Genomic DNA, 24,196 nt, shown 5'->3' on the forward strand with positions numbered 1-24,196 from the left:
AAGTGGGGGCTGGACTACATGAACTCCCGCTACGGCAGCCCCGTCGGCGCCTGGAACTTCTGGCAGTCCCACCACTGGTACTAAGCCACCAGCGGCAGAGCGACGCACGTGCGAAGGCCCCGGTGGCCGGCCTCCCCAGGCCGGCCACCGGGGCCTTCGGCTTTCCCATCCCACTGGGTTCCTGTCCGGCGCGCGCCCCGGAGGGGGGCGGCCCGGAGGCCGCCTAGAGGCGCTGGATGATCGTGCCGGTCGCCAGCGCGCCCCCCGCGCACATGGTGATCAGCGCGAACTCCTTGTCGCGCCGCTCCAGCTCGTGCAGCGCGGTGGTGATCAGCCGGGCACCGGTGGCGCCGACGGGGTGGCCGAGCGCGATGCCGCCGCCATTGACGTTGACCTTCTCCAGGTCCTGGTCGAAGACCTGGGCCCAGCTGAGGACGACGGAGGCGAAGGCCTCGTTGATCTCGACCAGGTCGATGTCCCGCAGCGACATCCCGGCCTTGCCCAGCACGGCCCGCGTGGCGTCGATCGGCCCGTCCAGGTGGTAGTGCGGATCGGCGCCGACCAGCGTCTGGGCGACGATGCGGGCGCGCGGCTTGAGCTTGAGGGCGCGGGCCATCTTGCGCGAGGCCCACATCACGGCGGCGGCGCCATCGGAGATCTGGGAGGAGTTCCCGGCGGTGTGCACGGCGGTGGGCATGACCGGCTTGAGCCGCGCCAGACCCTCCATGCTGGTGTCGCGCAGGCCCTCGTCCCGGTCGACCAGCCGCCACATGCCCTGCCCGGCGGCCTGCTCGGCCTCGGTGGTGGGGACCTGGACGGCGAACGTCTCGCGCTTGAAGCGCTCCTCGGCCCAGGCGGCCGCGGCCCGCTCCTGCGAGAGCACGCCGAGGCGGTCGACGTCCTCGCGGGTCAGTCCCCGGTGGCGGGCGATCCGCTCGGCTGCCTCGAACTGGTTCGGGAGGTCGACGTTCCACTCGTCGGGGAAGGGCTTGCCGGGGCCGTGCTTGGAGCCGGAGCCCAGCGGGACCCGGCTCATGGCCTCGACCCCGCAGGCGATGCCGATGTCCATGACCCCGCCGGAGATCATGTTGGCCACCATGTGATTGGCCTGCTGGGAGCTGCCGCACTGACAGTCGACGGTGGTCGCGGCGGTCTCGTAGGGCAGCCCCATGGCGAGCCAGGCGGTGCGCGCCGGGTTCATGGACTGCTCGCCGGCGTGGGTGACGGTGCCGCCGACGATCTGTTCGACGCAGTCGGGCTGGATCGCGGTACGGGCGAGCAGTTCGCGGTAGGTCTCGCCGAGGAGGTAGGCGGGATGGAGGTTGGCCAGGGCGCCCCCGCGTTTCCCGATGGGGGTGCGTACGGCTTCGACGATGACGGGTTCCGCGGCCATGAGCTCGTCCTCTCCTGCACGTCCTGTACAGCGCCGACGGGACGGGCCGTCCCGGCGCCCCGTCCCGAACTAGTACGCGTTCTAGTTCTCCCCCGCAGTCTTATGACCTGGACCCCCACCACGCAAGGGTCTTGCACGCGGCTTACACGGATTCCACACGCAACAGTTGGCGCGGGAGCCCTTGTCACTTCTAGAACTCGTTACTACCTTCAGGCCAACTTGTTCTGATGGGCCGTCAGTCCTTCGCCAGACCATGGAGTCGCCCGATGCCCTGTCCCGCGCTGCCCGAAGGCTTCGACGCCACCGATCCGGACCTCCTCCAAGACCGGGTCCCCCTCCCCGAGTTCGCCCAGCTGCGGCAGACCGCGCCGGTGTGGTGGTGCCCGCAGCGGCGGGGCGTCACCGGCTTCGACGACGAGGGCTACTGGGCCGTCACCCGGCACGCGGACGTCAAGTACGTCTCCACGCATCCGGAGCTGTTCTCCTCCACCACCAATACCGCGATCATCCGCTTCAACGAGCACATCCAGCGCGAGCAGATCGATGCCCAGCGCCTGATCATGCTGAACATGGACCCGCCGGAACACACCCGCGTACGCCAGATCGTGCAGCGGGGCTTCACCCCCCGGGCCATCCGCGGACTGGAGGCGGCCCTGCGCGACCGGGCCCGCCGGATCGCCGAGGAGGCCGTGGCCGCCTCGGCCGACGGCAGCTTCGACTTCGTCACGCAGGTCGCCTGCGAACTCCCGCTCCAGGCCATCGCCGAACTGATCGGCGTACCGCAGGAGGACCGGTCCCGGATCTTCGACTGGTCGAACAAGATGATCGCCTACGACGACCCCGAGTACGCCATCACCGAAGAGGTCGGCGCCAACGCCGCGATGGAACTCATCGGGTACGCCATGAACCTGGCCGCCGAGCGCAAGGAGTGCCCGGCCAAGGACATCGTCTCCCAGCTCGTGGCCGCCGAGGGCCAGGGCAACCTGGCCTCCGACGAGTTCGGCTTCTTCGTCCTGCTGCTGGCCGTCGCCGGCAACGAGACCACCCGCAACGCCATCAGCCACGGCATGCACGCCTTCCTCACCCACCCCGAGCAGTGGGAGCTCTACAAGGCGACCCGGCCGGCGACGGCCGCGGAGGAGATCGTCCGCTGGGCCACCCCCGTGGTGTCCTTCCAGCGCACCGCCACCCAGGACACCGAGCTGGGCGGCCAGAAGATCAAGGCGGGCGACCGGGTCGGCATGTTCTACTCCTCCGCCAACCACGACCCCGAGGTCTTCGAGGACCCCGACCTCTTCGACATCACCCGCGACCCCAACCCCCACCTCGGCTTCGGCGGCGGCGGACCGCACTTCTGCCTCGGCAAGTCCCTGGCCGTCATGGAGATCGACCTGATCTTCAACGCCCTGGCCGACGCCCTGCCCGACCTGCGCCTGGCCGCCGACGGGCCGCGCCGGCTGCGCGCGGCCTGGCTCAACGGCATCAAGGAGCTCCGGGTCAGCGCCCGCTGACCCGTGGTCCAGGGCGGCAGGGGCCGTCCACCTCCCACGCCCCCGGCCCCTGCCGTCCGCTGGTCCCTCCCGGCGCCCGGCGGGCTTCCCCGAGTGGCGGGATCGCGGTGCCCGGCCGATCCTGGCAGGACGCGGCGATCCACCCGGAGGGGCGCCGGGGCCTCCGCGGCCCCGGCGCCCCTCCGGCCGTCGTCTGTCGTCTGCCGACCAGCACCCGGCTGCCGACCGGCGCCCGGCCGCCGGCTCCGCTGTCAGCGGAGGATCGCGCAGGTCGTCGTACCGTGCGCGTACAGCTTTCCGTCGCGGGTCCCGACCACGCGCGCCTCGGCGGTGGCCGTCGTCCGCCCGACGTGCAGGGCCGTGCCCTCGCAGCGCAGCGCCGGGGTGTCCGCCAGCACCGGGCGGATCATGTGCACGCCCAACTGCACGGTGGTGTAGGCCGTACCGGCCGGGAGCCGCGTCATCACCGCCGAACCCAGCGCCGAGTCCAGCAGGGTCGCGAGGAAGCCGCCGTGGACGGTGCCCATGGGGTTGAGCAGATGGTCCCCCGGATCGCCCTCGAAGACGACGCGCCCCTCGTCGGCCTCGGTCAGCCGGAACCCCAGCGTGCTCATCATCGAGGCGGCGGGCAGCGTGCCCTCCAGGGCGGCCCGGAGCACCTCCAGCCCGCTCATGCCCAGGATCTCCGGGGTCAGGTCGGGCCGCGGCTGCCAGGTGTGGGTCCGGGTGCGCAGGGCTGCGGGGGCGGCGGCGGGGGCGGCGGCGGGTGTCTCGTACGTGGTCATGCCATCGACCCTAGGCAGCGCGGCCCCACCGGACGAGTGTCGGATCCGGCGCGTTCCGCACCGATTCCGACAGCCGGGCGACGCGCCGGCGCGGCTAGGGTGGCCGGGTGAAAGTCGCCGTACTGGCCCTCGACGGGGTCTTCGACTCGGGCATCTCGGCCGTCCTGGACGTGCTGCACACCGCCAACGCGCTGCGCGGGCAGCTCGCCGGAGCCGTGCCCCCGGCCTTCGACATCAGCACCGTCGGCGTGCGCCGCCACGTCCGCACCGGGCTGGGCCACCGCATCGACACCGAGCCCGCCGCGGCCGCCGAGGACGCCGCGCTCCTCGTCCTGCCCGCCCTCGTGGAACGCCGGCCGGCCGCCCTGCTGGAGGCGGTCGCCTCGCCCGCGCACCGCTCCGCGCGCCGGCTGCTGGCCGCGGCCCGCGAGCGGCGCACCCCGCTCGCCTCCTCCTGTACGGGGACGTTCCTGCTGGCCGAGTCCGGAGTGCTGGACGGGCTGCGGGCCACGACGAGCTGGTGGCTCGCGCCGGTGTTCCGCGACCGCTACCGCCGGGTGACGCTGGAGGAGACCCGGATGGTCACCACCTCGGACGGGGTCACCACCGCGGGCGCCGCCTTCAGCCACCTCGACCTCGCGCTGTCCGTCGTCGGGACGCGCAGCCCGGCCCTCGCCGACCTGGTCCGGCACTACCTGGTGGTCGACGACCGGCCCTCGCAGGCCGCGTACATGATCCCCGGCGCGATGGCCCGGCACGAGCCGCTGGTCGCCGCGTTCGAGCAGTGGGTCCGGGCCAGGATCGACGGCCCCCTGTCCATCGCGGAGGCCGCCCGCGACCTCGGCGTCAGCGAGCGCACCCTCCAGCGCACCCTGGCCCGTACGCTCGGCTGCTCCCCGATCCGGCTGGTCCAGGACCTGCGGGTCGAGCAGGCCGAACACCTGCTGCGCACCACCGGCCTGCCGCTCGCCGCCGTCGCCCGGCGGGTCGGCTACGAGAGCCCCGGTCCGCTGCGCACGCTGCTGCGGCGGCGCCCCGGCGCGGGCCCGAGGCCGCCGCGCCCGTAGGCGGGGCGTCGGCGGTCCTCAGCCTGCGCCGGGCGGGCGGGCGGCTCAGGCCCGCCCCGAGCGGGCCGGGGCGCGTACCGGCTCTCCGGCCTCGCCCGCCTCCCCCGCCGCTCCGGCCTCCCCCGCCCCGGGCCGCGGCCCGGGCAGGCTCAGCCGCAGGCGGCGCGGCCCGGACAGCACGTGCACCAGCCCGAACCCGGCGCCGACGACGAGCGCACCGCCGACCGCGTCGAGCACCCAGTGGTTCGCGGTGGCCACGATCGCGCAGACGGTGATCAGCGGGTGCAGCGCGCCGAGCAGCTTCTGCCACCCCTTCGGCGCGAGCACCACGATCACCGTCCCGCACCACAGCGACCAGCCGAAGTGCAGCGAGGGCATCGCCGCGTACTGGTTGGAGATCGCGGTCATCGCCCCGTACGAGGGGTTCGCCAAGTCCTGCACCCCGTGCACGGTGTCCACGAAGCCGAGGTCCGGCATGAGCCTCGGCGGGGCCAGCGGGTAGAGCCAGAACCCGGCCAGCGCCATGACCGTCGCCAGCCCCAGCGAGGCCCGGGCCCAGCGGTAGTCCGCCGGGCGGCGCCAGTACAGGACGGCCAGGATGGCCAGCGGGACGACGAAGTGGAAGGACGTGTAGTAGAAGTTGAAGAACGCCTCCAGCCAGGGCGTGTCCACCACGGCCCGGTTGACGGCGTGTTCGATGTCGATGCCCAGCGCCCGCTCGATCGCGTGGATCCGGCTCCCGTTGTCCTCCGCGAGGGTGCGGCTGGTGGGGGCGGCGGCGCGGATGTGCGAGTAGAGCGAGTAGCCGACCCGTATCAGCAGCAGTTCCAGCAGCAGGTTCGGGCGGGACAGCACCCGGCGCCAGAACGGCAGCAGCGGCACGCGCGACCAGCGCGCGGCGGCGGGGCGCCCGTAGCGCGTCGGCACGGGCTCGCGCCAGTACGGGGACGAGCGCGGCAGGAACGGCACGGCGCAGGCCGCCGCCACGGCCGCGAGGAGCAGCACGTTGTCCCGTACGGGGGCCAGCGCGGTCAGGTTCGGCAGCAGCACGGCGCTCGGCAGGGTCATCGCCAGCACCACGGCCACGGGCCACACCGGCCGGTCGGCGGCGCGTCGGCCCACCTTGCCGGCCACCGCGAGCAGCACCCACAGCAGCTGGTGGCGCCAGCCGGTCGGGGACACGGCGACGGCCACGCAGCCGGTGACGGCGACGGCGAGCAGCAGCTGGCCGTCGCGGGCGTAGCGGGCGGCGCGGCGCAGGCCGACGAAGGCGAGGGCGGCGGCGAGGGCGAGGTGCAGGAGGACCTCGCCGGGGCCGCTCAGGCCGAGCCTCAGCAGGGCGCCGTGCACGGACTGGTTGGCCGGCCCGTCGGGGGCGCCGCCGAGGCCGGTGCCCGCCACGTGCTCGACCCAGTACGTCCAAGAGTCGCGCGGCAGCGACGCCCAGGACAGCGCGGTGGCGCCGGCGAAGGTCACGGCGGCGGCCTTGGCGGTGGGGCGGCGCCCGGTCAGCCACAGCAGCGGCGCGAAGCACAGCAGGGCGGGCTGGAGGGCGGCGGCGAGGCCGACGAGGAACCCGGAAGGCCGCTCCCCCGGCACCCGGAAGAACGCGAGCAGCACCAGCAGCACGGGCAGGACGGCGGTCTGCCCCGGGGAGGCGGCTTCGCGGACGGGCAGCGAGACCATCATCAGCGCGACCAGCCCCGGCGCGGCCAGCAGCGCGGTCCGGCGGGGCACGGGATCGGGCAGCCCGCGCGCGGCCACCAGCCCGACGGCGGCGACGAACAGCAGGGTCACGCAGGTCCAGGCCACCTCCAGGGACGGCGCCGCGAGCGCGACCAGGGGTTTGAGGACGAGCCCCGCGAAGGGCGTGCCGGTGAACTGGCCGGCGTCGTAGAGGGAGCCGGGCAGGCTGCCGGGGCCGCCGGGGAGGTGGAAGTCGCTGAGCCACTCGCCCGGCGGCGTCCTGAGCACCGCGGCGGCCTGTCTGACGGCGAGTACGGCCGCCAGGGCCCACAGCACGAACCGGGCCGCCCCGAGTCTGCCGCCACCGCCTATGACACCGGCATGTCCGTTGGCACCGCCGTGCTCCGCCGCGTTCGCCACGCCTCGCCGTCCTCCCGCCCCGCGTCCTGCCGACCGCAACCCCGGCTTCGCCTGGCTGCCGCGCACGATGCACCGGTTGATTACCTCCGGACGACGATATCCCCCGGGCGATCCCTAGGATGGCGTCCATGAGCATCGTGAAGATCAACGCACTGACCGTGCCCGCCGAGCAGCGGGAAGTCCTGGAACAGCGCTTCGCCTCGCGGGCGGGGTCCGTGGAGGGTTCGGACGGGTTCGAGTGGTTCGAGCTGCTCCGTCCGATCGAGGGCACCGACCAGTACCTGGTCTACACGCGGTGGCGTTCGGAGGCCGACTTCCAGGCGTGGATGGAGGGTCCGATGAAGGCGGCGCACCAGGGCGGGGGCGGTGCGGGCGGCGGCGGCGAGCGGCCGAAGCCGGCGGCGTCCGGGTCCCAGGTGTGGTCGTTCGAGGTCGTGCAGCAGGCGGCGCCGAAGCAGGCGTGAGCCGCCGGTGACGCGAAGGGGCCCGGGGCGGCGCGCCGCCCCGGGCCCCTTCGGCTGTTGACCCGCGCCCCGTGAGCCGTGGCCGGTGAGCCGTGGCCGGTGAGCCGTGAGCCGTGGCCCGTGAGCCGTGGCTCTCGGCCCTGGGCCCTCGGCCCTCGGCCCTCGGGTCAACTCCAGAAGGCGTCGCTCTCGTCGATGTCCTGGGTGCACTGGTCGATGTCGGTGATCTTGCCGCCGATGATGGTGAAGAAGAGACCCTCGTGGATCTCGATGCCGCGGTCGCCGCGGTCGCCGGTGGCGGTGTGGAAGGACATGGCGTGGCCCCGGCCGTCCGCCAGGACCCGGTCCAGGCGGACGCGGAAGGTGCCGCCGGTCTCCTCGCCCATCCGCCGGTAGAGGCCGAGGACGGCGTCCCGCCCCTTGTGGTGCCCGGAGAGCGGGCTGTTGCCGGGCACGTGGTGGATGACGTCGGCCGTCATCAGCGTGCTCATGGTCTCCATGTCGCCCTGGCCGAAGGCCTCGTAGCCGCGGCGGATCAGGGCACAGTCCGGGTGCTCCGACATGACCGTTCACACCTCCGTTGACACGTGGTTCAGTCCTGCGCGCACATCCGATATTCACCTTTCCCCATCATCGGTCCGCGCCTGTGGATATTCCACGCGAGAAGGCCGGCGGACGCTCCACACTGGCGCCATGACGGAACACCTGATGAGGAACACGCCCGCTACGACGACCACCCGCCGGGAAACGGCGGCGACCCCTCCCAGCGGGGAGACGGCCTCCCCCCGCTGGGAGATGACGACGGAACCCTTCACCACTCCGGACGCCACGGCCCTGCGCCGCGCGTACTACGCGGAGGTCGCCGGCCGGTACTGGAAACGGCCGGTCACCGAGGCCGAGATCGACCAGGGGATGCTGGACGACCCGGCGGACGAACTGGCCGCGCCCACCGGCGTCTTCGTCGTCGGGCGGTGGGGCGGACAGCCCCTGGCCTGCGGCGGCATACGTCTCCTCGACCCCGGCACCGCCGAGCTCACCCGGGTCTACGTCGACCCGCGCGCCCGCGGCACCGGCGGCGGGGCGGCCCTGCTCAGCGCGCTGGAGGAGGCGGGCCGCGCGCTGGGCGCGGCCCGGGTGCGCCTGGACACGCGCAGCGACCTGGTGGAGGCCCGCGCCCTGTACGCGCGCCACGGGTACCACGAGATACCCGCCTACAACTCCGGCCCGTACGCCCAGCACTGGTTCGAGAAGCCGCTGGCCGGCTAGTGGATTCAGGGGGCTAGTGGGCTAGTGGGCTAGTGGGCTAGTGGGCTAGTGGGCTAGTGGGCGGAGTGGTCCCGGCGCGGGAGGGTGTCGTAGGGCTCCTCGGCGTCGGAACCGCACAGCTCCCGGTTGAGTTCCTCGACGAGTTTGATCAGGTCGGTGGGCCGCTCGGGACCCCACCAATCACCGAGCAGCTCGGCGAGGGACTCCTGACGGGCGTCGGAGAGCCGGCCCGCCGCCTGACGGCCCCGGTCGGTCAGGACCAGCGAGAGCCCCTCGCGGGCGGCGAGCCCGCGCTCCTCCACCTGGCGGCCGGCGTCCGTGACGACCCGCAGGGGCACGCCGGTGCGTTCCGCGAGCACCGCGGGATCGGCGGAACCGTACTTCTTGATCCGCAGCAGCAGCCAGCTGGCGGCGGGGAGCAGGTCGAAGCCCGCTGTCGCGGTGATCTTCTCGTACACGTGGCGGCGGCCCTCGCGGGTGCCCAGCACCGACAGGGCGCGGGCGACCTCTTCGTGTGAGGTGCGCTCGACGGGGTTGGAGGCGAGGGTCTCCGTCACGTCGGGTGCGGTGACGGAGGCCCGGAGCTTGTCCTCCTTGAGGAACCAGGAGATCACGAAGGCGAGCAGCACCACGGGTACGGCGTAGAGGAAGACGTCGGTGATGGCCGTGGAGTAGGCGTCGAGGACGGCGGGCCGCAGCCGGGGCGGGAGCGCGCCGATGGCCCGGGGGTCCGCCTCCAGCCGCTCCGGGGTGGCGGCCGGTGGCAGCGGGACTCCGGCGAGGGCGGCGGACAGCTTGTCGCCGAGCCGGTTGGTGAAGATCGTGCCGAAGATGGCGACGCCGAAGGAGGCGCCGATGGAGCGGAAGAAGGTGGCACCGGAGGTGGCGACACCGAGGTCGGCGTAACTGACCGCGTTCTGCACGACCAGGACGAGCACCTGCATGACCAGTCCGAGTCCGAAGCCGAAGACGAAGAAGTAGACGCTCATCTCCCAGTCGGAGCTGGTGCGTTCCAGCCGGTGCAGGAGGAGCAGGCCGATGGCGGTGACGGCGGTGCCGAGGATGGGGAAGACCTTCCAGCGCCCGGTGCGGCTGACGATCTGGCCGGAGCCGGTGGAGGCGATCAGCAGGCCGAACACCATCGGCAGCATGTGGACGCCCGACATGGTCGGCGAGACGCCCCGCACGACCTGGAGGAAGGTCGGCAGGTAGACCATCGCGCCGAACATCGCGAAGCCGATGATGAAGCTGATCACCGAGCAGAGGGTGAAGGTGCGGATGCGGAACAGCTTGAGCGGCAGGACCGGTTCGGCGGCCCTGCGCTCCACGAGGACGAAGGCGACGAGGAGCACCGCGCCGAGGACGGCGAGGCCGATGATCTGGCTGGACCCCCAGGCCCAGGTGGTGCCGCCGAGGGAGGCGACCAGCACGAGGCAGGTGGCGACGGAGGCGATGAGGAAGGTGCCCAGGTAGTCGATGGTGTGCTTCGAGGAGCGGGCCGGGATGCGCAGGGCCGCGGCGATGACGACGAGGGCGACGAGACCGATGGGGATGTTGATGTAGAACACCCACCGCCAGGACAGGTGGTCCACGAACAGGCCGCCCAGCAGCGGCCCCAGGACGCTGGTCGCGCCGAAGACGGCACCGAAGAGTCCCTGGTACTTGCCGCGTTCGCGCGGCGGGACGATGTCTCCGACGATCGCCATCGACAGCACCATCAGCCCGCCGCCGCCGAGGCCCTGGAGGGCGCGGAACCCGATGAGCTGGGGCATGTTCTGGGCGATGCCGCAGAGCGCGGAGCCGATGAGGAACAGCACGATGGCGTACTGGTACAGCTTCTTGCGCCCGTACTGGTCGCCCAGCTTCCCCCAGAGCGGGGTGGCCGCGGTGGAGGCGAGCATGTAGGCGGTGACCACCCAGGACAAGTGCTCCATGCCGCCGAGCTCGCTGACGATGGTGGGCAGGGCCGTGGAGACGATGGTCTGGTCGAGCGCGGCGATCAGCAGGCCCAGCAGCAGCGCTCCGATGGAGACGAGCACCTCGCGGGAGGCGTGCTCGGTACGGGGACCGGGTTCCACGGTGGGATCGGTGACATCCTGGGCCATCGGGTCCTCCTCAGGCAGGATCAGCACCATCCATCCTGAGCGGTGTGTCCGGTTATGGCCTGTCGGGCGGTTGGGCGGGGCCCGAGGGGTCTGCATAATCGCAGGCAGTGGCCAGGGGAGGGGTAGCAGTGAGCGCTGAGCGCTGTCCGGATTGCGGCGCCGTGCGCGCCGACTGCACGTGCGGGCCAAGCGGATACGACCCCCTCCGCATCCGCCCCTACGCCCCGCTCCCCCACCCCGCCCCACCCCAGCCGCCGTCCGCCCCGGGCTCGGCGTACCGGCCCGCCCCGGCAACCCCCGAGACCCCGCACCAGCCCAGCCCGGCGCCGCCCGACTCCGCACACCGCCCGGCCCCGCCCGCGCCCGACGCCGCCTACCGGCCGACGCCGTTCGCCCCGGGCTCGGCACACCGCCCGGGCCCGCCCGCGCCCGACTCGGCGACCCGGCCCGCCCCGCCCGCGCCCGCGCCCGACGCGGACTACCGACCCACGCCGCCGGCACCCGACGCCACGTCGCGGCCGGGCCCGCCCGGCCCCGAAACGGCCTACCACCCCACCGCGGCGGGCTCCGGCGGGCCGCTGCGCCCGACGCCGCCCGGCCCCGCCTCCCCTCCCGGGTACGAGGCCGCCCGCTGGCCCGTCCCGGAGGCGCCCGAAGCCGCGTACCAGACCGCCGAGCCGGGCTCCGGAGCGCCGTTCCGGCCGCCGGCGCCCGCGCCCGGGCAGGGGCCCGACGGGGCGGACGCCTCCGAGGCGCATGCAACCGTCCGGGACAGCCGCAGCCCGCACGCGCACGAGGAGCCCGGCGGCGGCGATGCCGCTTACCGGCAGCCGGGTGGCTCCGGGTCCGGTGCGCCGACGGGCGAGGCGCCGACCGCGCTGCTGCCCCCCGTTCCGCCCGGCCCGGGCCCCGGGTACGGCGCGCGGGGGGCCGACACACCCGCGTACGGGATACCCGTGGCCGAACAGACGGTCCAGCTGCGTGCCGTCCCCGCGCGCCCGCCCCACGCCGGCTCCGCGCCGCCCCGACGCCCCCGCCGGCTGGTGCCGCTGATCGCCGGTGGGGTCGTCGTGGTGGCCGCCACCGCGGTGGCCCTGGCGCTCGGGCTGTTCACCGGCTCCGGCGACGGCGACGCCGTACTGCTGGACCCCAAACCGTCGGCCCCCGCCATCACCGCGGCTCCGGTCGGCCCGTCGGACGGACCCACCGGGCCGACGCCGACCGGCGCCACCCCGTCCGCGTCGGCCGACGCCGACGCGACCCCGTCGCGGTCCTCGTCCCCGTCGGCCGGCGCCAGCGCCTCCGCGTCACGGACCTCCGCCCCGCCGCCCACCCCCTCTCCGAGCCGCACCCGTACCACCAGCCCCACGCCCGCACCGCCCCCGCCGCCGCCCCCCGCCAAGGCCGCCACCCTGCGCTCCGGGGACTCCGGCCCCGAGGTGGAGAAGCTCCAGCGGCTGCTGGCGAGCCAGGGCTATTACCGCGGCCGCGTCGACGGCAGGTACGGCCGCTCCGTGGAGCACGCCGTCGAGGACTTCCAGTACTACAACGGCGTCTACGAGGACCCGCGTGGGGTCTACGGGCCGGCGACCCGCCGCGCCTTGGAGGGATAGGTCACTCCGCGCACGGTGGCGCGCACCGCCCCGCGTTTTGTATCGTGTAGGAACAAAGTGGTTCCGTCCGTATTCCCTGACCGGCGGACGGAACCGCTTGTTCTCTTTCCCGCCCCGTCTGGAGCCCCGCCGATGCCGGCCAGCACCACCACCGCCCCCGTCGTCCTCTCCGCCCGGGCCCTGCTCCTGGACATGGACGGCACCATCGTCAACTCCGACGCGGTGGTCGAGCGCTGCTGGCGCGAGTGGGCGCTGTCCCACGGGCTGGACCCGGAGGAGGCCCTCAAGGTGGTCCACGGCCGCCAGGGCTACGCGACGATGGCGATCCTGCTCCCCGAGCGCCCCATGGAGCTCAACCACGCCGAGAACAAGCTGATGCTGGCCCGCGAGACCGCCGACACCGACGGTGTGGTGCCCGTGGGCGGCGCCGCGGAGTTCATGGCGGCGATAGCCGGGCTCCCGCACGCCCTCGTGACGTCGGCCGACGCCGCCCTGGCCACCGCCCGGATGACCGCGGCCGCCCTGCCGATGCCGCGCGTACGGGTCACGGCCGAGTCCGTCGGAGCCAGCAAGCCCGACCCCGAGGGGTTCCTGAAGGGCGCCGCCGAGCTCGGCGTGGACCCCGCCGACTGCGTGGTCTTCGAGGACTCCGGCGCCGGCATCGCCGCGGGCCTGGCGGCCGGCATGCGCGTGATCGGCATCGGCCCCCGCGCGGCGGCGTACGGCCCGACGGCCCACGTCCCCGACCTGACCTCGGTCCGCGTGGAAGCCGCCGAAGACGGCACGATCCGCCTGACGCTCACCCCCTGACGGAACCACCACCGGGCCACCGTCACACCCCGGCCCGGCGCATCCGGTCGCCGCACGAACCGCGCCACCCGGGCCGGCCAGCCGTCACCCCTCGACCGGGTCACCCGCCCGCGGCCGCTCAGCCCGGGCCGGGTCGGGCCGTCGACCCCAACCGGCCCACCCGACCGGACCGCTCGGCCCAGGCCGCTACGGGGCCCCTTCAGCGCTGCCGCCCCCGCCCGGACCACCGCACCCCGCCCGACGAAGCCGCCCGGCTCGCGCCCCCACCTGCCGCGCCACCCCCGACAGGGCCGCCGCACCGGGCGCCCGAACGGCTGCTCCACGGGGCTCACCGGCGCCCGCCTGCGCAGCACCGCCCGGCCCGGACCACCGCACCCCGGCCGCCTGGCCGGGCCAGCCGAAAGACCGCCGCCCTCCGGCCACCCCCGCCCCGGCCGCATCACCGTGCCGCCCACCGGGCCGCCTGACTGCAGCCACCCGGCCAGAGCTGCCGCGAACGGACCGTCCGACCGGCTTCGCCGCCCCGACCCCCGTAGAGGCCCATCGGACCCGGCCCCCGCCAGGCCTTGCCGGTTCGGGTCTCGGGCCCGCGGGGCGGGGGATGCACCCGGGCACCCCGAAAGCGGCCGGCTACTGCCCGACGCGCCCGTCGATCCGCTCCCGCAGCAGGTCCGCGTGCCCGTTGTGGCGGGCGTACTCCTCGATCATGTGCACCAGCACCTCGCGCAGCTCCATCGGCCCGCCGCCCACCTCCCCGGTGACACCGAGATCGGGCGCCCGCGCCACCAGCCGCTCCGCGAAGGCGACCTCCGCACGCCAGGTCGCCCACGCCTCCGCCACCACCGCCGGATCGGCCACCGCGCCGGTGAACTCCCCGTCGGGCTCCCGCTCCGAGCGGTAGTGGCGGCGTACGTCCTCGCCCGCCATGACGCCGCGGAACCATTTCTGCTCCACGCCCGCGAGGTGCCGTACGAGGCCCAGCAGTGACAGGTCCGAGGGCCGCACCGACCGGCGGGCCATCGCCACCGCGTCGAGGCCCCCGCACTTCAGCTCCAACGTGAGGCGCTGGTCGCGCAGATAGCCCGCGAGGACCTTCCGCTCACCGGAGAACCCGCCGCCGGAACGGGCGTCCTGGTCGGGGTGGACGAACAGGTTGGACCAGCCGAAACCACGGTCACGGTCCGGTCGGGGCGCGTCCCCGGGTGCGAAGGTGCTCATGCCCGCGAGCGTGCCCACGGGTCCGGAGCCCCGCAAGGGATTTCCGGAACCCGCCCGGCCGCCACGCCCCCGTCAGCCCGCGATCGCCTCGTACAGCGAGAACACGGCCAGCGCCGCCATCACGGCGGCCGCGATCTTGGTGATCAGCCGCAGCGGCACGTACTTCATGAGGGTGCGCCCGCCCAGGATGCCGATGCCCGCGACCGCCCACAGCGCCAGCACGGCGCCGAGGCCGACGGAGACCGGGTTGTCGTACCGCGCGGCCAGGTTGGCGGTCATGATCTGGGTCAGGTCACCGAACTCGGCCACCAGGATCAGCATGAAGCCGGCCCCCGAGACCTTCCAGAAGGACTGGTCGGCGGGCGCCTTGACCTCCTCGTCGTCGTCGTTCTTCTTCAGGAGCAGCATGGCCGCGCCCGCGAGGAAGAGGACGCCGACAACCGCCTGGACGAGCCGGTGCGGGAGCAGCGTCAGCACGCTGCCCGCGGCGATGGCGAGGGCGACGTGCACGGCGAAGGCGGCCGCGACGCCCACGAAGACGTACGACGCGCGGTAGCGGGTGCCGAGCATCAGACCGGCGAGGGCCGTCTTGTCCGGGAGCTCGGCGAGGAAGACGACGCCGAAGGCGATCGCCATGACGGTGAAGCTGAACACGGGGTGGAACCTCTATCGGTCGGGCAGGACGCCATCGGGACCGAGAGACCGTGACCTGGGGTGTTTCAGGGGTCGCTTCGGCTCGGCGGCGCCCTGAGATGCGTAAACGCGGACAGGACACTGCGGCCGAAGGTCTCGCTGGCCGACCGCTGACGCGGCCTGCCTCCGGGCGCCGGCTGGGTGACCCAGCAGTATGTCGACGGTCCGGCGAAGAGCTACTCCCCTTCTGCTCCGTCCAGGGTACGCGACGGAGCCCGCCGGCCCCAGCCCGTCCGGTATGTGAGCTTGACCCCACTTCACCGGCCATCCGCTCCGTCCGCGTGGCCGGATTCCAACTGCGTGGTGGCCGGGGACCGTTGGCACCCTTGATGTGACGTGCTCATGTCGGCAACCTGTCACCTGGCGCCCGTTCCCCAGACATCTGGCGCCGCCAGCATGGCCGCGCCCCGCCGGGGCCGAACGGCCGCCACCCCCCGCATCCAGGGAGCCCTCATGGCCCTCACGTCCTTCCGCACGCCCTCCTTCTACGCGCGTCAAGCGGACCGCTCGGGCCGGCCTGGCCACCCGGTCCGCCCCGGCCGTCCCGGCCGCCCCGGCCGCGCCACCCGGACCGCCCGCGCGGGCGTCCTCGCGTCCGCCGTGGCCCTCGCCGCGCTCACCTCGCTCGTCAACGCCCCCGCCGCCCTGGCCTCCCCGCCCGCCCCCATCAGCGCGGCCGCGGCCCGGAGCTACCTCGACACGGTGACCCCGGCGGCGGAAGGTTCCCTCAGCGGCTACAGCCGCGACCAGTTCCCGCACTGGAGCACCGTCTCCGGCACCTGCAACACCCGCGAGACGGTCCTCAAGCGGGACGGCGCGAACGTCGTCACCGACGCGGCCTGCGCGGCCGTCAGCGGGAGCTGGTACTCGGAGTACGACGGCGCCACCTGGACCGCCGCGTCCGACGTGGACATCGACCACATGGTCCCGCTCGCCGAGGCCTGGCGTTCCGGCGCCAGCTCCTGGACCACCGAACAGCGCCGGCAGTTCGCCAACGACCTCACCCGCCCGCAGCTCATAGCCGTCACGGACAACGTCAACCAGGCCAAGGGCGACCTCGACCCCGGCAAGTGGCTGCCCCCGCGCACCGCGTACCGCTGTACGTACGCGCGCATGTGGGTGCAGGTCAAGCAGTACTGGGGCCTGCGCATGGACTCCGGGGAGAAGACGGCCCTGGTGAACGTCCTGAACGGCTGCTGACGCCACTCGCCCTCCTCCCGGGGACATTCACCCCCGTTCTCCCCCGCGAGAGGGAGGCGGGCTACGCCCTTCGCCCCGTACCGTGATCCAAAGGGGCACGGAGGAGGGGGAGTTCCATGGCCGGACTGCGTCTGGGGCCACTGCTGCGCTACGTCGACTGGGACACGGGCGGAGCCGCCACGATATGGGTCGAGGCGGACCGCCCGTGCACGGCCGAGGTGCGGTGCGCGGACGGGGCCGCCGGCAGCGTCCGCACCTTCCAGGTCGCCGGCCACCACTACGCCCTGGTGCCGGTCACCGGGCTGACACCGGGCACGACCACGGCGTACGAGGTGCTGCTCGACGGGATCCCCGTCTGGCCCGGCGCCGGCAGCGGCTTCCCGCCGAGCACGATCACCACCCCGGCGGTCGGCGGCCGTCCCGGCGCGCCCGCGCCCGGACTGCGGGTCACCTTCGGCTCCTGCCGGCAGGCCGCCCCGCCCGCGGGCCGGCGCGGACCGCACGGCGCAGACGCCCTCGACACCCTCGCGGCGCAGCTCGCCGCGCAGCCGCAGGCGCAGCGGCCGGACGTCCTGCTGCTGCTCGGCGACCAGGTGTACGCCGACCACCTGTCGCAGGAGACCCGGCAGTGGCTCGCGGCCCGGCGCGACCTGCGCGAGCCGCCCGGCGCGCAGGTCGCGGACTACGAGGAGTACACCCGCCTCTACTACGAGTCCTGGCTCGACCCCGAGATCCGCTGGCTGCTCTCGACCGTCCCGAGCCTGCACATATTCGACGACCACGACGTCATCGACGACTGGAACACCAGCGCGGCGTGGCTCGCGGAGATGCGGGCGACCCCGTGGTGGCCGGAGCGCGTCCTCAGCGGGCTGATGTCCTACTGGGTGTACCAGCACCTGGGCAACCTCTCCCCCGCCGAACTCGCCGCGGACCCGCTGTACGCGGCGGTGCGGGCCACCCCGGACGGCACGGACGCCCTGCGCGCCTTCGCGGCCCGGGCCGATGCCGATCCGGCTTCGGTGCGCTGGAGTTACCGGCGGGACTTCGGCCGGTCCCGGCTGCTGATGGTGGACACCCGGGCGGCCCGGGTCCTCGCCGAGGACGGCCGGGCCATGCTCGACCCGGCCGAGGAAACCTGGCTGCGGGAGAACGCCCTCGCCGGGCACGGGGACTACGACCACCTGCTGATCGGGTCCTCCCTGCCGTGGCTGATGCCACCGCTGATCCACGACGCGGAAGTGTGGAACGCCGCGCTGTGCCGGGGCGAGCGCGGCGAGCGCTGGGCTCGGATCGGGGAGAACCTGCGGCGGCGCAGCGATCTGGAGCACTGGGCGGCGTTCCCCCGGTCGTTCGCGGCCCTGAGCGACCTCGTCGAGGAGGTGGGGACGGGACCGAGGGCTCCGGCGACCGTCTGCGTCCTGTCCGGTGACGTCCATCATGCGTATGTGGCCGAGCCCCGCATACCCAGTACCTCCCGCGTGTTCCAGCTGACCTGCTCACCGGTGCACAACTCCATCCACACCGCCGTCACATGGGGATTCCGGCTCGGCTGGTCGAGGCTGGGCCGCTGGCTGGGGCGCGGCTTCTCCCGGCACGGCCGGACGGGCCGGCCTCCCCTGAGCTGGCGGCGTACGGCGGGCCCGTGGTTCGGCAACCAGCTGATGACGCTGGCCCTGACGGGCCGCGGCGCCCGGCTGCGTCTGGACCAGGCCCGTGGGGGGCGGGGGAAGGCGGCCCGGCTGGTGACCGTGCTGGACCGGGAGCTCAGCGGCACGCCGTAGCCGGCCGCCCGGCGGGACCCGGGACGTCGCGGCAGTCGCCCCGGGCGTACGCTGTAGGGCTGTCAAGCCGCCCCTGCCGCTCCCCGCGACGACGCGGCGCTTCGGACTGGGGAGTCCCGCTGTGGTTGAGATTCTGGGGTCGCTGACCTCGAGCCCATGGATCTACGTCGTGGTGGCGGTGTCCATCCTGCTCGACGTGTTCCTGCCGGTGCTCCCCAGCGGCGTACTGGTCATCACCGCGGCGGCGGCCGCGGCGGCCGCCGGCCCGCCGCCGAGGGTGCCCGACGTCCTGGCGCTCCTGGTGACCGCGACGACGGCCTCGGTGCTGGGCGACATGGCGGCGTACCGGCTGGCCCGGCGCGGCGGAGCCCGCCTGGACCGGGCCATCGCCCGCTCCCGGCGCCTGACCCGGGCCCACGAGCGGCTCGGGACGGCCCTGGCCCGCGGCGGCGGCGCCCTGGTGGTGATCGCCCGCTTCGCCCCGGCGGGCCGCTCGGTGGTCTCCCTCGGCGCGGGCAAGACGCAGCGCACGGTGCGGGAGTTCCTGCCCTGGTCGGTGCTGGCGGGCATGACGTGGGCGAGCTACAGCGTGGCGCTGGGCTACTTCGGGACCCAGTGGCTGGGCACGACCTGGCTCGGTACCGCGATCTCGCTGATCGCCCTGTTCGCGGCGGGCTCCCTGGCCGCCTTCCTGATCCGCCGTCCGTCCCCGTCGGCCGCGCCCGCGACGTAGCCGCCCGCGCCCGGGCCCCGTCGGGAGGGCCGAGATCTGCGGCTGCCCCCCCCTAACGGGGTCGGCGCCTAGGCCGGGCGGGTCAGCCGGTCACCCGTTCACCTTGCCCCGATCGCCGCCTCCCGGCCGGGCTTCTAGCGTCCAGAGCACGGCGCGCAACCGAATCCGCGTCACGCCCGTGCCCTGGCCGCGCCGTTTCGAGGAGCCCGAGGAGTTCTCTCCATGTCCCCCACGCGCATCCGGTACCGCCTGGCAGGAGCCGCGGTCGCGGCCCTCGCCGCAACAGCCGTCACACCCGTCACCCTCGCCTCGGCCGCCCCGGTCGGCGCCCCGTCCGGCGGCGGCTCGCCCTCCGCCACCGTCTCCCCCGGCACCGTCGCCCCCGGCGGCCGGGTCAGCCTGAACGTCGAGGGCTGCGGCACCCCCAGCGCCCGGGCCACCTCGCGCGCGTTCGGCGACGTCCCGCTGACCTCGGCCAACCGGCCGGCGGCCAACTTCTCCGGCACCGCCACCGTCTACCGCGACGCCCCCACCGGTTCGCACGCCGTCACCTTCGAATGCGGCGGCACGGGCGGCCGTCGCGTCACCGTCACCCTCCAGGTCGCCCCCGGCGCGGCCCGGGGCGGCATCGGCGGCAGCGTGGACGCGATGAGCCCGGGCCAGATGGCCCTGGGCGCCACCCTGGCGGCCGGCGCACTCGGCACCGGCATCTGGATCCTGCGCCGGCGCGCGACCCAGCCGGGCTGACCACCGTCCCCGCCCGGCGCCTACGCCCGGGCCGGGACGGACTGCCCGCGCACCTGCACCCCGTCCAGCAGCAGCCTGGTGGCCTCGGCGACCGCGTCCACGGCGGCGTCGAACACCTCCCGGTTGTGCGCCGCGGGAGCGCGGAAGCCGGACACCTTCCGTACGTACTGGAGCGCGGCGGCGCGGATCTCCTCCTCGGTCGCCTTCTCGGGGATGGCGGGCGGGCGCAGGGTCTTAATGGAGCGGCACATACCTCCACTATGGCCCTGCGGGCGGCAGCTCGGCCCCGGAAAGCCGCATGATCAGCCCGGCCTGGAGCCGGCCGCGCAGCACCGGGTCGGAGACCTCCTCCAGCAGCCCGACGGCCTGCCGCATGTTCTCCGCGGCCCGCTGGTCCTCGCGCAGGGCGGCGCTCTGGGCGGCCATGTGGCGCAGCGCGAGGTCGGCCCGCCGGTGGAACAGCTGCCCGACCAGCGTGACGACGAGCCCGACGCAGGTGGTCACCACCCCGGTGTACGCGTCCCCGGCACTCTGCGCCTTCCAGACCGCGAGCCCGACCCCGGACAGCAGCACGGCCGCGCCGATCCCCGCGAACCGCTGACTGGTCACGAAGCTGCTGCGCGCCTGCGCCAGCCCGTAGGCGTAGTACTCGATGAGGATCGGGGTGAACGCGTCGGGCCGGTCCCCGGGCTCGGCCACCCCGCCCCGCCCGGCGTCGAGCAGCCTCGGATCCCCGCGCTCTCCCGATCCGGCCTCCACTCCGGCGACCAGCCGCGCCCGCTCGGCGTCCCGCTGCGCGTCGAACCCTCCCCCACGACGCCACTCCCCCCACACGGCCCCCACAACCAGCACCGCCAGCCCGATCCCCCACACCCAAGCCCCGCCCCATGCCACGCCCACCACCCCCGGCGATGAGATCCCCACCCCACCGCGCGGGAAACACCCCCGGAACCTAGACTGACGAACGCCCGAAATGTCCGCACCCGAGCATGAGGGAGCCACCATGGCCAAGCGAGGAAACAAGCGCCGCGCCCGCAAGAAGAAGAACGCCAACCACGGCAAGCGCCCCAACGCCTGACCCCCCGGGGCCGAACGCCCTTACGGGGGGCGGGTGATGCACCAAAGGCCCCCAACCCTCACTGGTCGGGGGCCTTCGTACTGGTGGATCTCAGCCTCGTGCCATGCGCGGGGCCCGTGCACCGATGCCCTCTTGCATGCCTCATCCAGTACCAAGACCGTGATGAAGATGCAGCTCAGCGTTCCGGCGACGCAGGGGGAGGGCAACGCATGGTGACTTCGGCGACACCATGGGCCAGGGCGACTTTCGGGGCACTGGCCGACCGGCTGACCGAAGCGATTCCAGCCTGCCTCATGGAAGCCCACACCAGGGCCCGTCACGGCCATGAAGGAGTGCACACCCAGACGCTGGAGGCCTACGGCCATGGCCTCTACGCGGCGCAGTACGAAACGCTGGCCGCCGAACTCTCTCCGCTCAGCGGAGCGATGGCCCGGCGGTTGCAGAACCGCACGGTGATGATCATCGGCGGCAACGTCATCTACCCCATCCGGTACGCGAAGAAGGATGTGCCGGTCACGGCGGCGCGGCTACGGAAGGCGGCCGGCTTCCGGGCCGACCTGATCCGGCGCCATGGCCCAGAGCCGGTGCAGCAGGCTCTCGACCTCGGCTTGGCGGAACTGGACGAGGAGCCCCTGCACCCGGACGTAGCCCTGCTTCCGCCGGAACTGCGGCTGATCATCGTGGCGTACGCCTGCTCGATGGACCAGGGCGTGATGCGGGTCGAATGGGGCTCGGCGGAGCTACGCCGGGAGGACCGCTACCTCATCTGGCACCACCACGAGCCGCTCATTCCGCCGGCCAGCCCTCGCGCCGCGTAGCCATCACGGCAGTCGGGGAGCCGCCACTCACCACGGAGCGCCCTCCTGTGGCCCAGTACCGCCCGGGGGGCGCCCGTTTCCCAAGTCCGCTGCTACTGGTCCGGTTTGGGTGCATGGGCGTTCATCCGCGTTCACGGTCGGCCGGCCGCCCCGCTGCCTTGGCCCGGATGCTCACGACGGCGTCCGAAGAAATGGGCGGCCGCCGTGGCTGCGGACGTGCGGGCCTGCCTCGATGTGGATGCAAACGGCCCCCCGCCATGACTGGCGGGGGGCCTTTTCGCTGGTGGGCGCGGACGGTTTCGAACCGCCGACATCTGCTTTGTAAGAGCAGCGCTCTACCCCTGAGCTACGCACCCGTGGACGAGTGGACAGCCTACATGGCGGGCGCACCCCCCACGCAAACCCGTGTGCGTGGGGGAGAATGGAGCGGGGCAAGGCGGACGGGGCACGGGAGAGGGATTGTGACGACGGCATCCCGGCGGTGGTTCGGTGGGCGGGACGAGAGTCGGCGGGCGGATGCGCAGGCGGCGAAGGATGCCGCCGCGGCCGCGTTCTACGAGCTGGACACCGCGCAGCGGGACCTGAGGATCTCCATCGAGACCATCGCCGCCGCGGACGGGTCTCCCGCCGCGCGGCAGGCCACCGAGGGGTTCGCCGCGCTCGGGCGGCGGATCGACCAGGTGAGCCACGTCTACATCGAGGCGGTCGACGCGCACGACCTGGACCGGGTCGATCTGGAGGGCTCGGTCGCCGCGCAGGCGCGGGAGCAGCTGACGCGGGCGCGGGACGAGCTGGTACGGGTCAAGGGGGAGCTGGAGCGCTTCGAGCAGGGGCTGCAGCCGCTGCTGGACAAGGCGGAGACGCAGCTGGCGCGGGTCGCGCCGGCGCGGGAGCGGGCGAAGGCGGCGCTGCGGGCGGCGAGCAACGCGCTGGACGCCGCGCGGGCCGGGGGGATGCGGGCCGACGAGCTGGCCGCGCGCCTGGCCGCGCTGGGTCCGGAGCTGACCCTGCTGAACCAGGGCGCGGCGCAGCACGGGGTCCAGGCGACCGTGCAGCGGGCGGACCGGATCTCGCGGGACGCGGAGGCGGTGCGGGCCGAGGCGGTGCGGCTGCCGGAGCGGGCGGCGGAGATCGACCGGCGGCTGGTGAGCCTGCGGACCCGGGCGCAAGCGCTGCGCAACCGGGCGGACCGGGTGGATCCGGTGCTCAGCGAGCTGCGGCGCCGGTTCAGCGCGGCCTGCTGGCAGGACCTCCAGCAGGTCCCCGAGCAGGCGGTACGGGACGTCGCGCGGGCCGAGGACCGGCTCGGGGAGGCCGGCCGGGCGCGGGAGGAACAGCGCTGGGCCGACGTAGGGACGCTGCTGGAGGAGGTCCGGGCCTCGCTGGACGCGACCGACGAGGCGGTGTCGGCCGCGCAGGACCGGCTCACGCGGCTGGAGGCGGTGGCGCGGGATCCGAAGGCCGAGGTGGAGCGGACCCGGTTCGCGATCCGGGACGCGCAGCGGCTGGCGATGGCGGGCCGGAGCGTGCCCGACGCGCGGCACGCGCGCCCGCTCGACGAGTCGGTGGCGCGGGTGGAGCGGGCGCTGGCGGGACTGGAGGGCCGGCATCCGGACTACTGGGCGTTCCTGCTGGAGATGGAGGACGTACGGGGTGCCGTGGCCCGGGTGGTGAACGGGATCCGTACGGAGCGCGGACACGCCTGAGCAGCCCGGCGGCCCACCCGCGGCCAGAGGTTGTCGCGGGGCCCTCGGCGGCGGATGCTGGGAGGGGCCGGGGGGCCGGAGCAGAGGAGCGCACCATGGCTGCTGCCCGCACGTCCCACAGGCCGCCGCCCCCGGCGCCACCCCGGTCGTTCGCGCCCCACGCGGCGTACGGGTGTCACGAGGCGCACGAGCACTACGCGCCCTACGTGGCCCACGAGCCGTACGGGACCGGGAGCACGCCCGAGAGCTCGCACTTCGTGCGGCGCCTCCTGCACCCCGTCAACGCCAAGCTCGACGAGCACCTGCCCGCCGACCACCGGCTCAACAAGATCTACCAGGTCGGCGCCGGGCTGATGGGCCTGCTGCTGGTCGTCTTCGGGATCCTCGGCCTCGTCCACCGCATCGGGTTCTTCAGCACCGGCGGCGACACGGTGCTCGCCCTGAACACCAACGGGGCGCTCAGCGTGCTGTCCCTCTGCATCGGGGCGCTGCTGTTCGCGGGGATGATGATCGGCGGAACCTTCGCCTCCACCCTGAACATCGTGCTCGGGCTGCTGTTCATCGCGAGCGGGTTCGTGAACCTGGCCCTGCTCGACACCGGGCTGAACTTCCTCGCCTTCCACATGCCCAACGTCCTGTTCAGCTTCGTCGTCGGCGTGATGCTGATGTGGTTCGGGATGTACGGCCGGGTCGGCAGCGCCTTGCCGCACGACAACCCGTACTGGCGCGCCCGCCACCCCGAGGCGGCCGCCCGCGAACGGCGGACCGTTCCGCAGCGGCACTGAGTTCCCGGCCCCTGCCCTCCCACCTCCTGGCGCGTGGCGCTTCCCGGGCGGGGGTGGGCTGCGTAGCCTGTGCGCATGCCTCGTTATGAATACCGCTGCCGGACCTGCGACGACACCTTCGAGATCAGCCGGCCGATGGCCCAGTCGGGCGAGCCCGCCGACTGCCCGGCCGGTCACGCCGACACCGTCAAGCTCCTCTCCGCCGTCGCCGTCGGCGGGAGCTCCGGCGCTCCCGCCTCCGCCCCCGCGATGGGCGGCGGCGGCGGCGGCTGCTGCGGTGGCGGCGGCTGCGGCTGACCGGACTACGGCTCGCCGGG

24 protein-coding genes, 1 tRNA gene and 1 pseudogene are annotated in these 24,196 nt (G+C 73.9%); 16 read left to right on the forward strand and 10 right to left on the reverse strand.

The features are described from left to right. Nucleotides 1-84 (forward strand): annotated as a pseudogene (locus ACFYYT_RS08115) (lytic transglycosylase domain-containing protein); the annotation flags it as partial. Between the two features lie 139 nt (nt 85-223). On the opposite strand, the gene ACFYYT_RS08120 reads toward ACFYYT_RS08115, so the two are convergent. Continuing rightward, the gene (locus ACFYYT_RS08120) at nt 224-1,393 is read right to left on the reverse strand and encodes a steroid 3-ketoacyl-CoA thiolase (protein ID WP_351821536.1); all 1,170 of its coding nucleotides are present in this window, start codon (nt 1,391-1,393) and stop codon (nt 224-226) included. A 266-nt stretch (nt 1,394-1,659) separates the two neighbouring features. Between ACFYYT_RS08120 and ACFYYT_RS08125 the strand changes: the two genes are divergently transcribed. Further along, nucleotides 1,660-2,904 (forward strand): cytochrome P450, encoded by a 1,245-nt coding sequence (locus ACFYYT_RS08125; protein ID WP_351821533.1) that lies wholly within the window; start codon nt 1,660-1,662, stop codon nt 2,902-2,904. Nucleotides 2,905-3,155: 251 nt separating this feature from the next. Here ACFYYT_RS08125 and ACFYYT_RS08130 read toward each other — a convergent pair whose 3' ends face one another. Then, nucleotides 3,156-3,689 (reverse strand): PaaI family thioesterase, encoded by a 534-nt coding sequence (locus ACFYYT_RS08130; protein WP_351821530.1) that lies wholly within the window; start codon nt 3,687-3,689, stop codon nt 3,156-3,158. A 107-nt stretch (nt 3,690-3,796) separates the two neighbouring features. Between ACFYYT_RS08130 and ACFYYT_RS08135 the strand changes: the two genes are divergently transcribed. Beyond that, nucleotides 3,797-4,756, forward strand: coding sequence for a helix-turn-helix domain-containing protein (locus ACFYYT_RS08135; RefSeq protein ID WP_351821527.1), 960 nt, complete (start codon nt 3,797-3,799; stop codon nt 4,754-4,756). A 45-nt stretch (nt 4,757-4,801) separates the two neighbouring features. On the opposite strand, the gene ACFYYT_RS08140 is transcribed toward ACFYYT_RS08135, so the two are convergent. Further along, a complete protein-coding gene (locus ACFYYT_RS08140) occupies nt 4,802-6,862 on the reverse strand; it encodes a bifunctional glycosyltransferase 87/phosphatase PAP2 family protein (protein ID WP_351821525.1) in 2,061 nt (686 codons plus the stop codon). 128 nt (nt 6,863-6,990) lie between these two features. Here ACFYYT_RS08140 and ACFYYT_RS08145 point away from each other — a divergent pair, with 128 nt between their 5' ends. Further along, nucleotides 6,991-7,326 (forward strand): antibiotic biosynthesis monooxygenase, encoded by a 336-nt coding sequence (locus ACFYYT_RS08145; RefSeq protein ID WP_351821522.1) that lies wholly within the window; start codon nt 6,991-6,993, stop codon nt 7,324-7,326. A 167-nt stretch (nt 7,327-7,493) separates the two neighbouring features. On the opposite strand, the gene ACFYYT_RS08150 is transcribed toward ACFYYT_RS08145, so the two are convergent. Continuing rightward, nucleotides 7,494-7,889, reverse strand: a complete 396-nt coding sequence (locus tag ACFYYT_RS08150; RefSeq protein ID WP_351821520.1) for a nuclear transport factor 2 family protein — start codon at nt 7,887-7,889, stop codon at nt 7,494-7,496. 232 nt (nt 7,890-8,121) lie between these two features. Between ACFYYT_RS08150 and ACFYYT_RS08155 the strand changes: the two genes are divergently transcribed. Continuing rightward, nucleotides 8,122-8,592, forward strand: coding sequence for a GNAT family N-acetyltransferase (locus tag ACFYYT_RS08155; protein ID WP_351821557.1), 471 nt, complete (start codon nt 8,122-8,124; stop codon nt 8,590-8,592). A gap of 53 nt (nt 8,593-8,645) precedes the next feature. On the opposite strand, the gene ACFYYT_RS08160 is transcribed toward ACFYYT_RS08155, so the two are convergent. Further along, a complete protein-coding gene (locus tag ACFYYT_RS08160) occupies nt 8,646-10,697 on the reverse strand; it encodes an MFS transporter (RefSeq protein ID WP_351821518.1) in 2,052 nt (683 codons plus the stop codon). Between the two features lie 128 nt (nt 10,698-10,825). Between ACFYYT_RS08160 and ACFYYT_RS08165 the strand changes: the two genes are divergently transcribed. Beyond that, nucleotides 10,826-12,310, forward strand: a complete 1,485-nt coding sequence (locus ACFYYT_RS08165; RefSeq protein ID WP_351821515.1) for a peptidoglycan-binding protein — start codon at nt 10,826-10,828, stop codon at nt 12,308-12,310. 132 nt (nt 12,311-12,442) lie between these two features. Next, entirely contained in the window at nt 12,443-13,120 is a 678-nt protein-coding gene (locus tag ACFYYT_RS08170) for an HAD-IA family hydrolase (RefSeq protein WP_351821512.1), read from the forward strand. 630 nt (nt 13,121-13,750) lie between these two features. Here ACFYYT_RS08170 and ACFYYT_RS08175 read toward each other — a convergent pair. After that, the gene (locus ACFYYT_RS08175) at nt 13,751-14,338 is read right to left on the reverse strand and encodes a DinB family protein (RefSeq protein WP_351821509.1); all 588 of its coding nucleotides are present in this window, start codon (nt 14,336-14,338) and stop codon (nt 13,751-13,753) included. A gap of 72 nt (nt 14,339-14,410) precedes the next feature. Continuing rightward, nucleotides 14,411-14,992 (reverse strand): TMEM165/GDT1 family protein, encoded by a 582-nt coding sequence (locus ACFYYT_RS08180; RefSeq protein WP_351821506.1) that lies wholly within the window; start codon nt 14,990-14,992, stop codon nt 14,411-14,413. A 492-nt stretch (nt 14,993-15,484) separates the two neighbouring features. Here ACFYYT_RS08180 and ACFYYT_RS08185 point away from each other — a divergent pair, with 492 nt between their 5' ends. From ACFYYT_RS08185 to ACFYYT_RS08200, 4 genes are all read left to right on the forward strand, one after another. After that, nucleotides 15,485-16,231 carry an HNH endonuclease family protein gene (locus ACFYYT_RS08185; protein WP_351821504.1) on the forward strand — a complete coding sequence of 249 codons (747 nt, stop codon included), beginning with the start codon at nt 15,485-15,487 and terminating at the stop codon, nt 16,229-16,231. Between the two features lie 116 nt (nt 16,232-16,347). Continuing rightward, the gene (locus tag ACFYYT_RS08190) at nt 16,348-18,012 is read left to right on the forward strand and encodes an alkaline phosphatase D family protein (RefSeq protein ID WP_351821501.1); all 1,665 of its coding nucleotides are present in this window, start codon (nt 16,348-16,350) and stop codon (nt 18,010-18,012) included. A gap of 121 nt (nt 18,013-18,133) precedes the next feature. Beyond that, nucleotides 18,134-18,745, forward strand: a complete 612-nt coding sequence (locus ACFYYT_RS08195; RefSeq protein WP_351821498.1) for a VTT domain-containing protein — start codon at nt 18,134-18,136, stop codon at nt 18,743-18,745. A 222-nt stretch (nt 18,746-18,967) separates the two neighbouring features. Further along, the gene (locus ACFYYT_RS08200) at nt 18,968-19,492 is read left to right on the forward strand and encodes a hypothetical protein (protein ID WP_351821495.1); all 525 of its coding nucleotides are present in this window, start codon (nt 18,968-18,970) and stop codon (nt 19,490-19,492) included. A gap of 20 nt (nt 19,493-19,512) precedes the next feature. Here ACFYYT_RS08200 and ACFYYT_RS08205 read toward each other — a convergent pair whose 3' ends face one another. After that, nucleotides 19,513-19,743 (reverse strand): DUF2277 domain-containing protein, encoded by a 231-nt coding sequence (locus ACFYYT_RS08205; protein ID WP_351821492.1) that lies wholly within the window; start codon nt 19,741-19,743, stop codon nt 19,513-19,515. A 7-nt stretch (nt 19,744-19,750) separates the two neighbouring features. Further along, nucleotides 19,751-20,344 carry a hypothetical protein gene (locus ACFYYT_RS08210; protein ID WP_351821489.1) on the reverse strand — a complete coding sequence of 198 codons (594 nt, stop codon included), beginning with the start codon at nt 20,342-20,344 and terminating at the stop codon, nt 19,751-19,753. Between the two features lie 151 nt (nt 20,345-20,495). On the opposite strand from ACFYYT_RS08210, the gene ACFYYT_RS08215 reads away from it, so the two are divergent. Both ACFYYT_RS08215 and ACFYYT_RS08220 read left to right on the forward strand, forming a co-directional pair. Beyond that, nucleotides 20,496-20,570 (forward strand): 50S ribosomal protein bL37, encoded by a 75-nt coding sequence (locus ACFYYT_RS08215; RefSeq protein ID WP_015034725.1) that lies wholly within the window; start codon nt 20,496-20,498, stop codon nt 20,568-20,570. Nucleotides 20,571-20,779: 209 nt separating this feature from the next. After that, nucleotides 20,780-21,388, forward strand: a complete 609-nt coding sequence (locus ACFYYT_RS08220; protein WP_351821486.1) for a hypothetical protein — start codon at nt 20,780-20,782, stop codon at nt 21,386-21,388. A 281-nt stretch (nt 21,389-21,669) separates the two neighbouring features. On the opposite strand, the gene ACFYYT_RS08225 is transcribed toward ACFYYT_RS08220, so the two are convergent. Continuing rightward, a tRNA-Val gene (locus ACFYYT_RS08225) sits at nt 21,670-21,744 on the reverse strand. Between the two features lie 21 nt (nt 21,745-21,765). Between ACFYYT_RS08225 and ACFYYT_RS08230 the strand changes: the two genes are divergently transcribed. The 3 genes from ACFYYT_RS08230 to ACFYYT_RS08240 all read left to right on the forward strand — a co-directional run bounded on the left by ACFYYT_RS08230 (nt 21,766) and on the right by ACFYYT_RS08240 (nt 24,176). Beyond that, complete coding sequence (locus tag ACFYYT_RS08230) at nt 21,766-23,094, forward strand: hypothetical protein (protein ID WP_388607563.1); 1,329 nt, start codon at nt 21,766-21,768, stop codon at nt 23,092-23,094. A gap of 95 nt (nt 23,095-23,189) precedes the next feature. Beyond that, nucleotides 23,190-23,879, forward strand: a complete 690-nt coding sequence (locus ACFYYT_RS08235) for a DUF4383 domain-containing protein (protein ID WP_351821480.1) — start codon at nt 23,190-23,192, stop codon at nt 23,877-23,879. Nucleotides 23,880-23,954: 75 nt separating this feature from the next. Further along, nucleotides 23,955-24,176: a zinc ribbon domain-containing protein gene (locus ACFYYT_RS08240; RefSeq protein WP_351821477.1), complete on the forward strand. Its 222-nt coding sequence runs from the start codon at nt 23,955-23,957 to the stop codon at nt 24,174-24,176. Nucleotides 24,177-24,196 lie beyond the last annotated feature (20 nt).

Source organism: Streptomyces sp. NPDC002032 (genome assembly GCF_042890765.1).
Classification (GTDB): domain Bacteria; phylum Actinomycetota; class Actinomycetes; order Streptomycetales; family Streptomycetaceae; genus Streptomyces.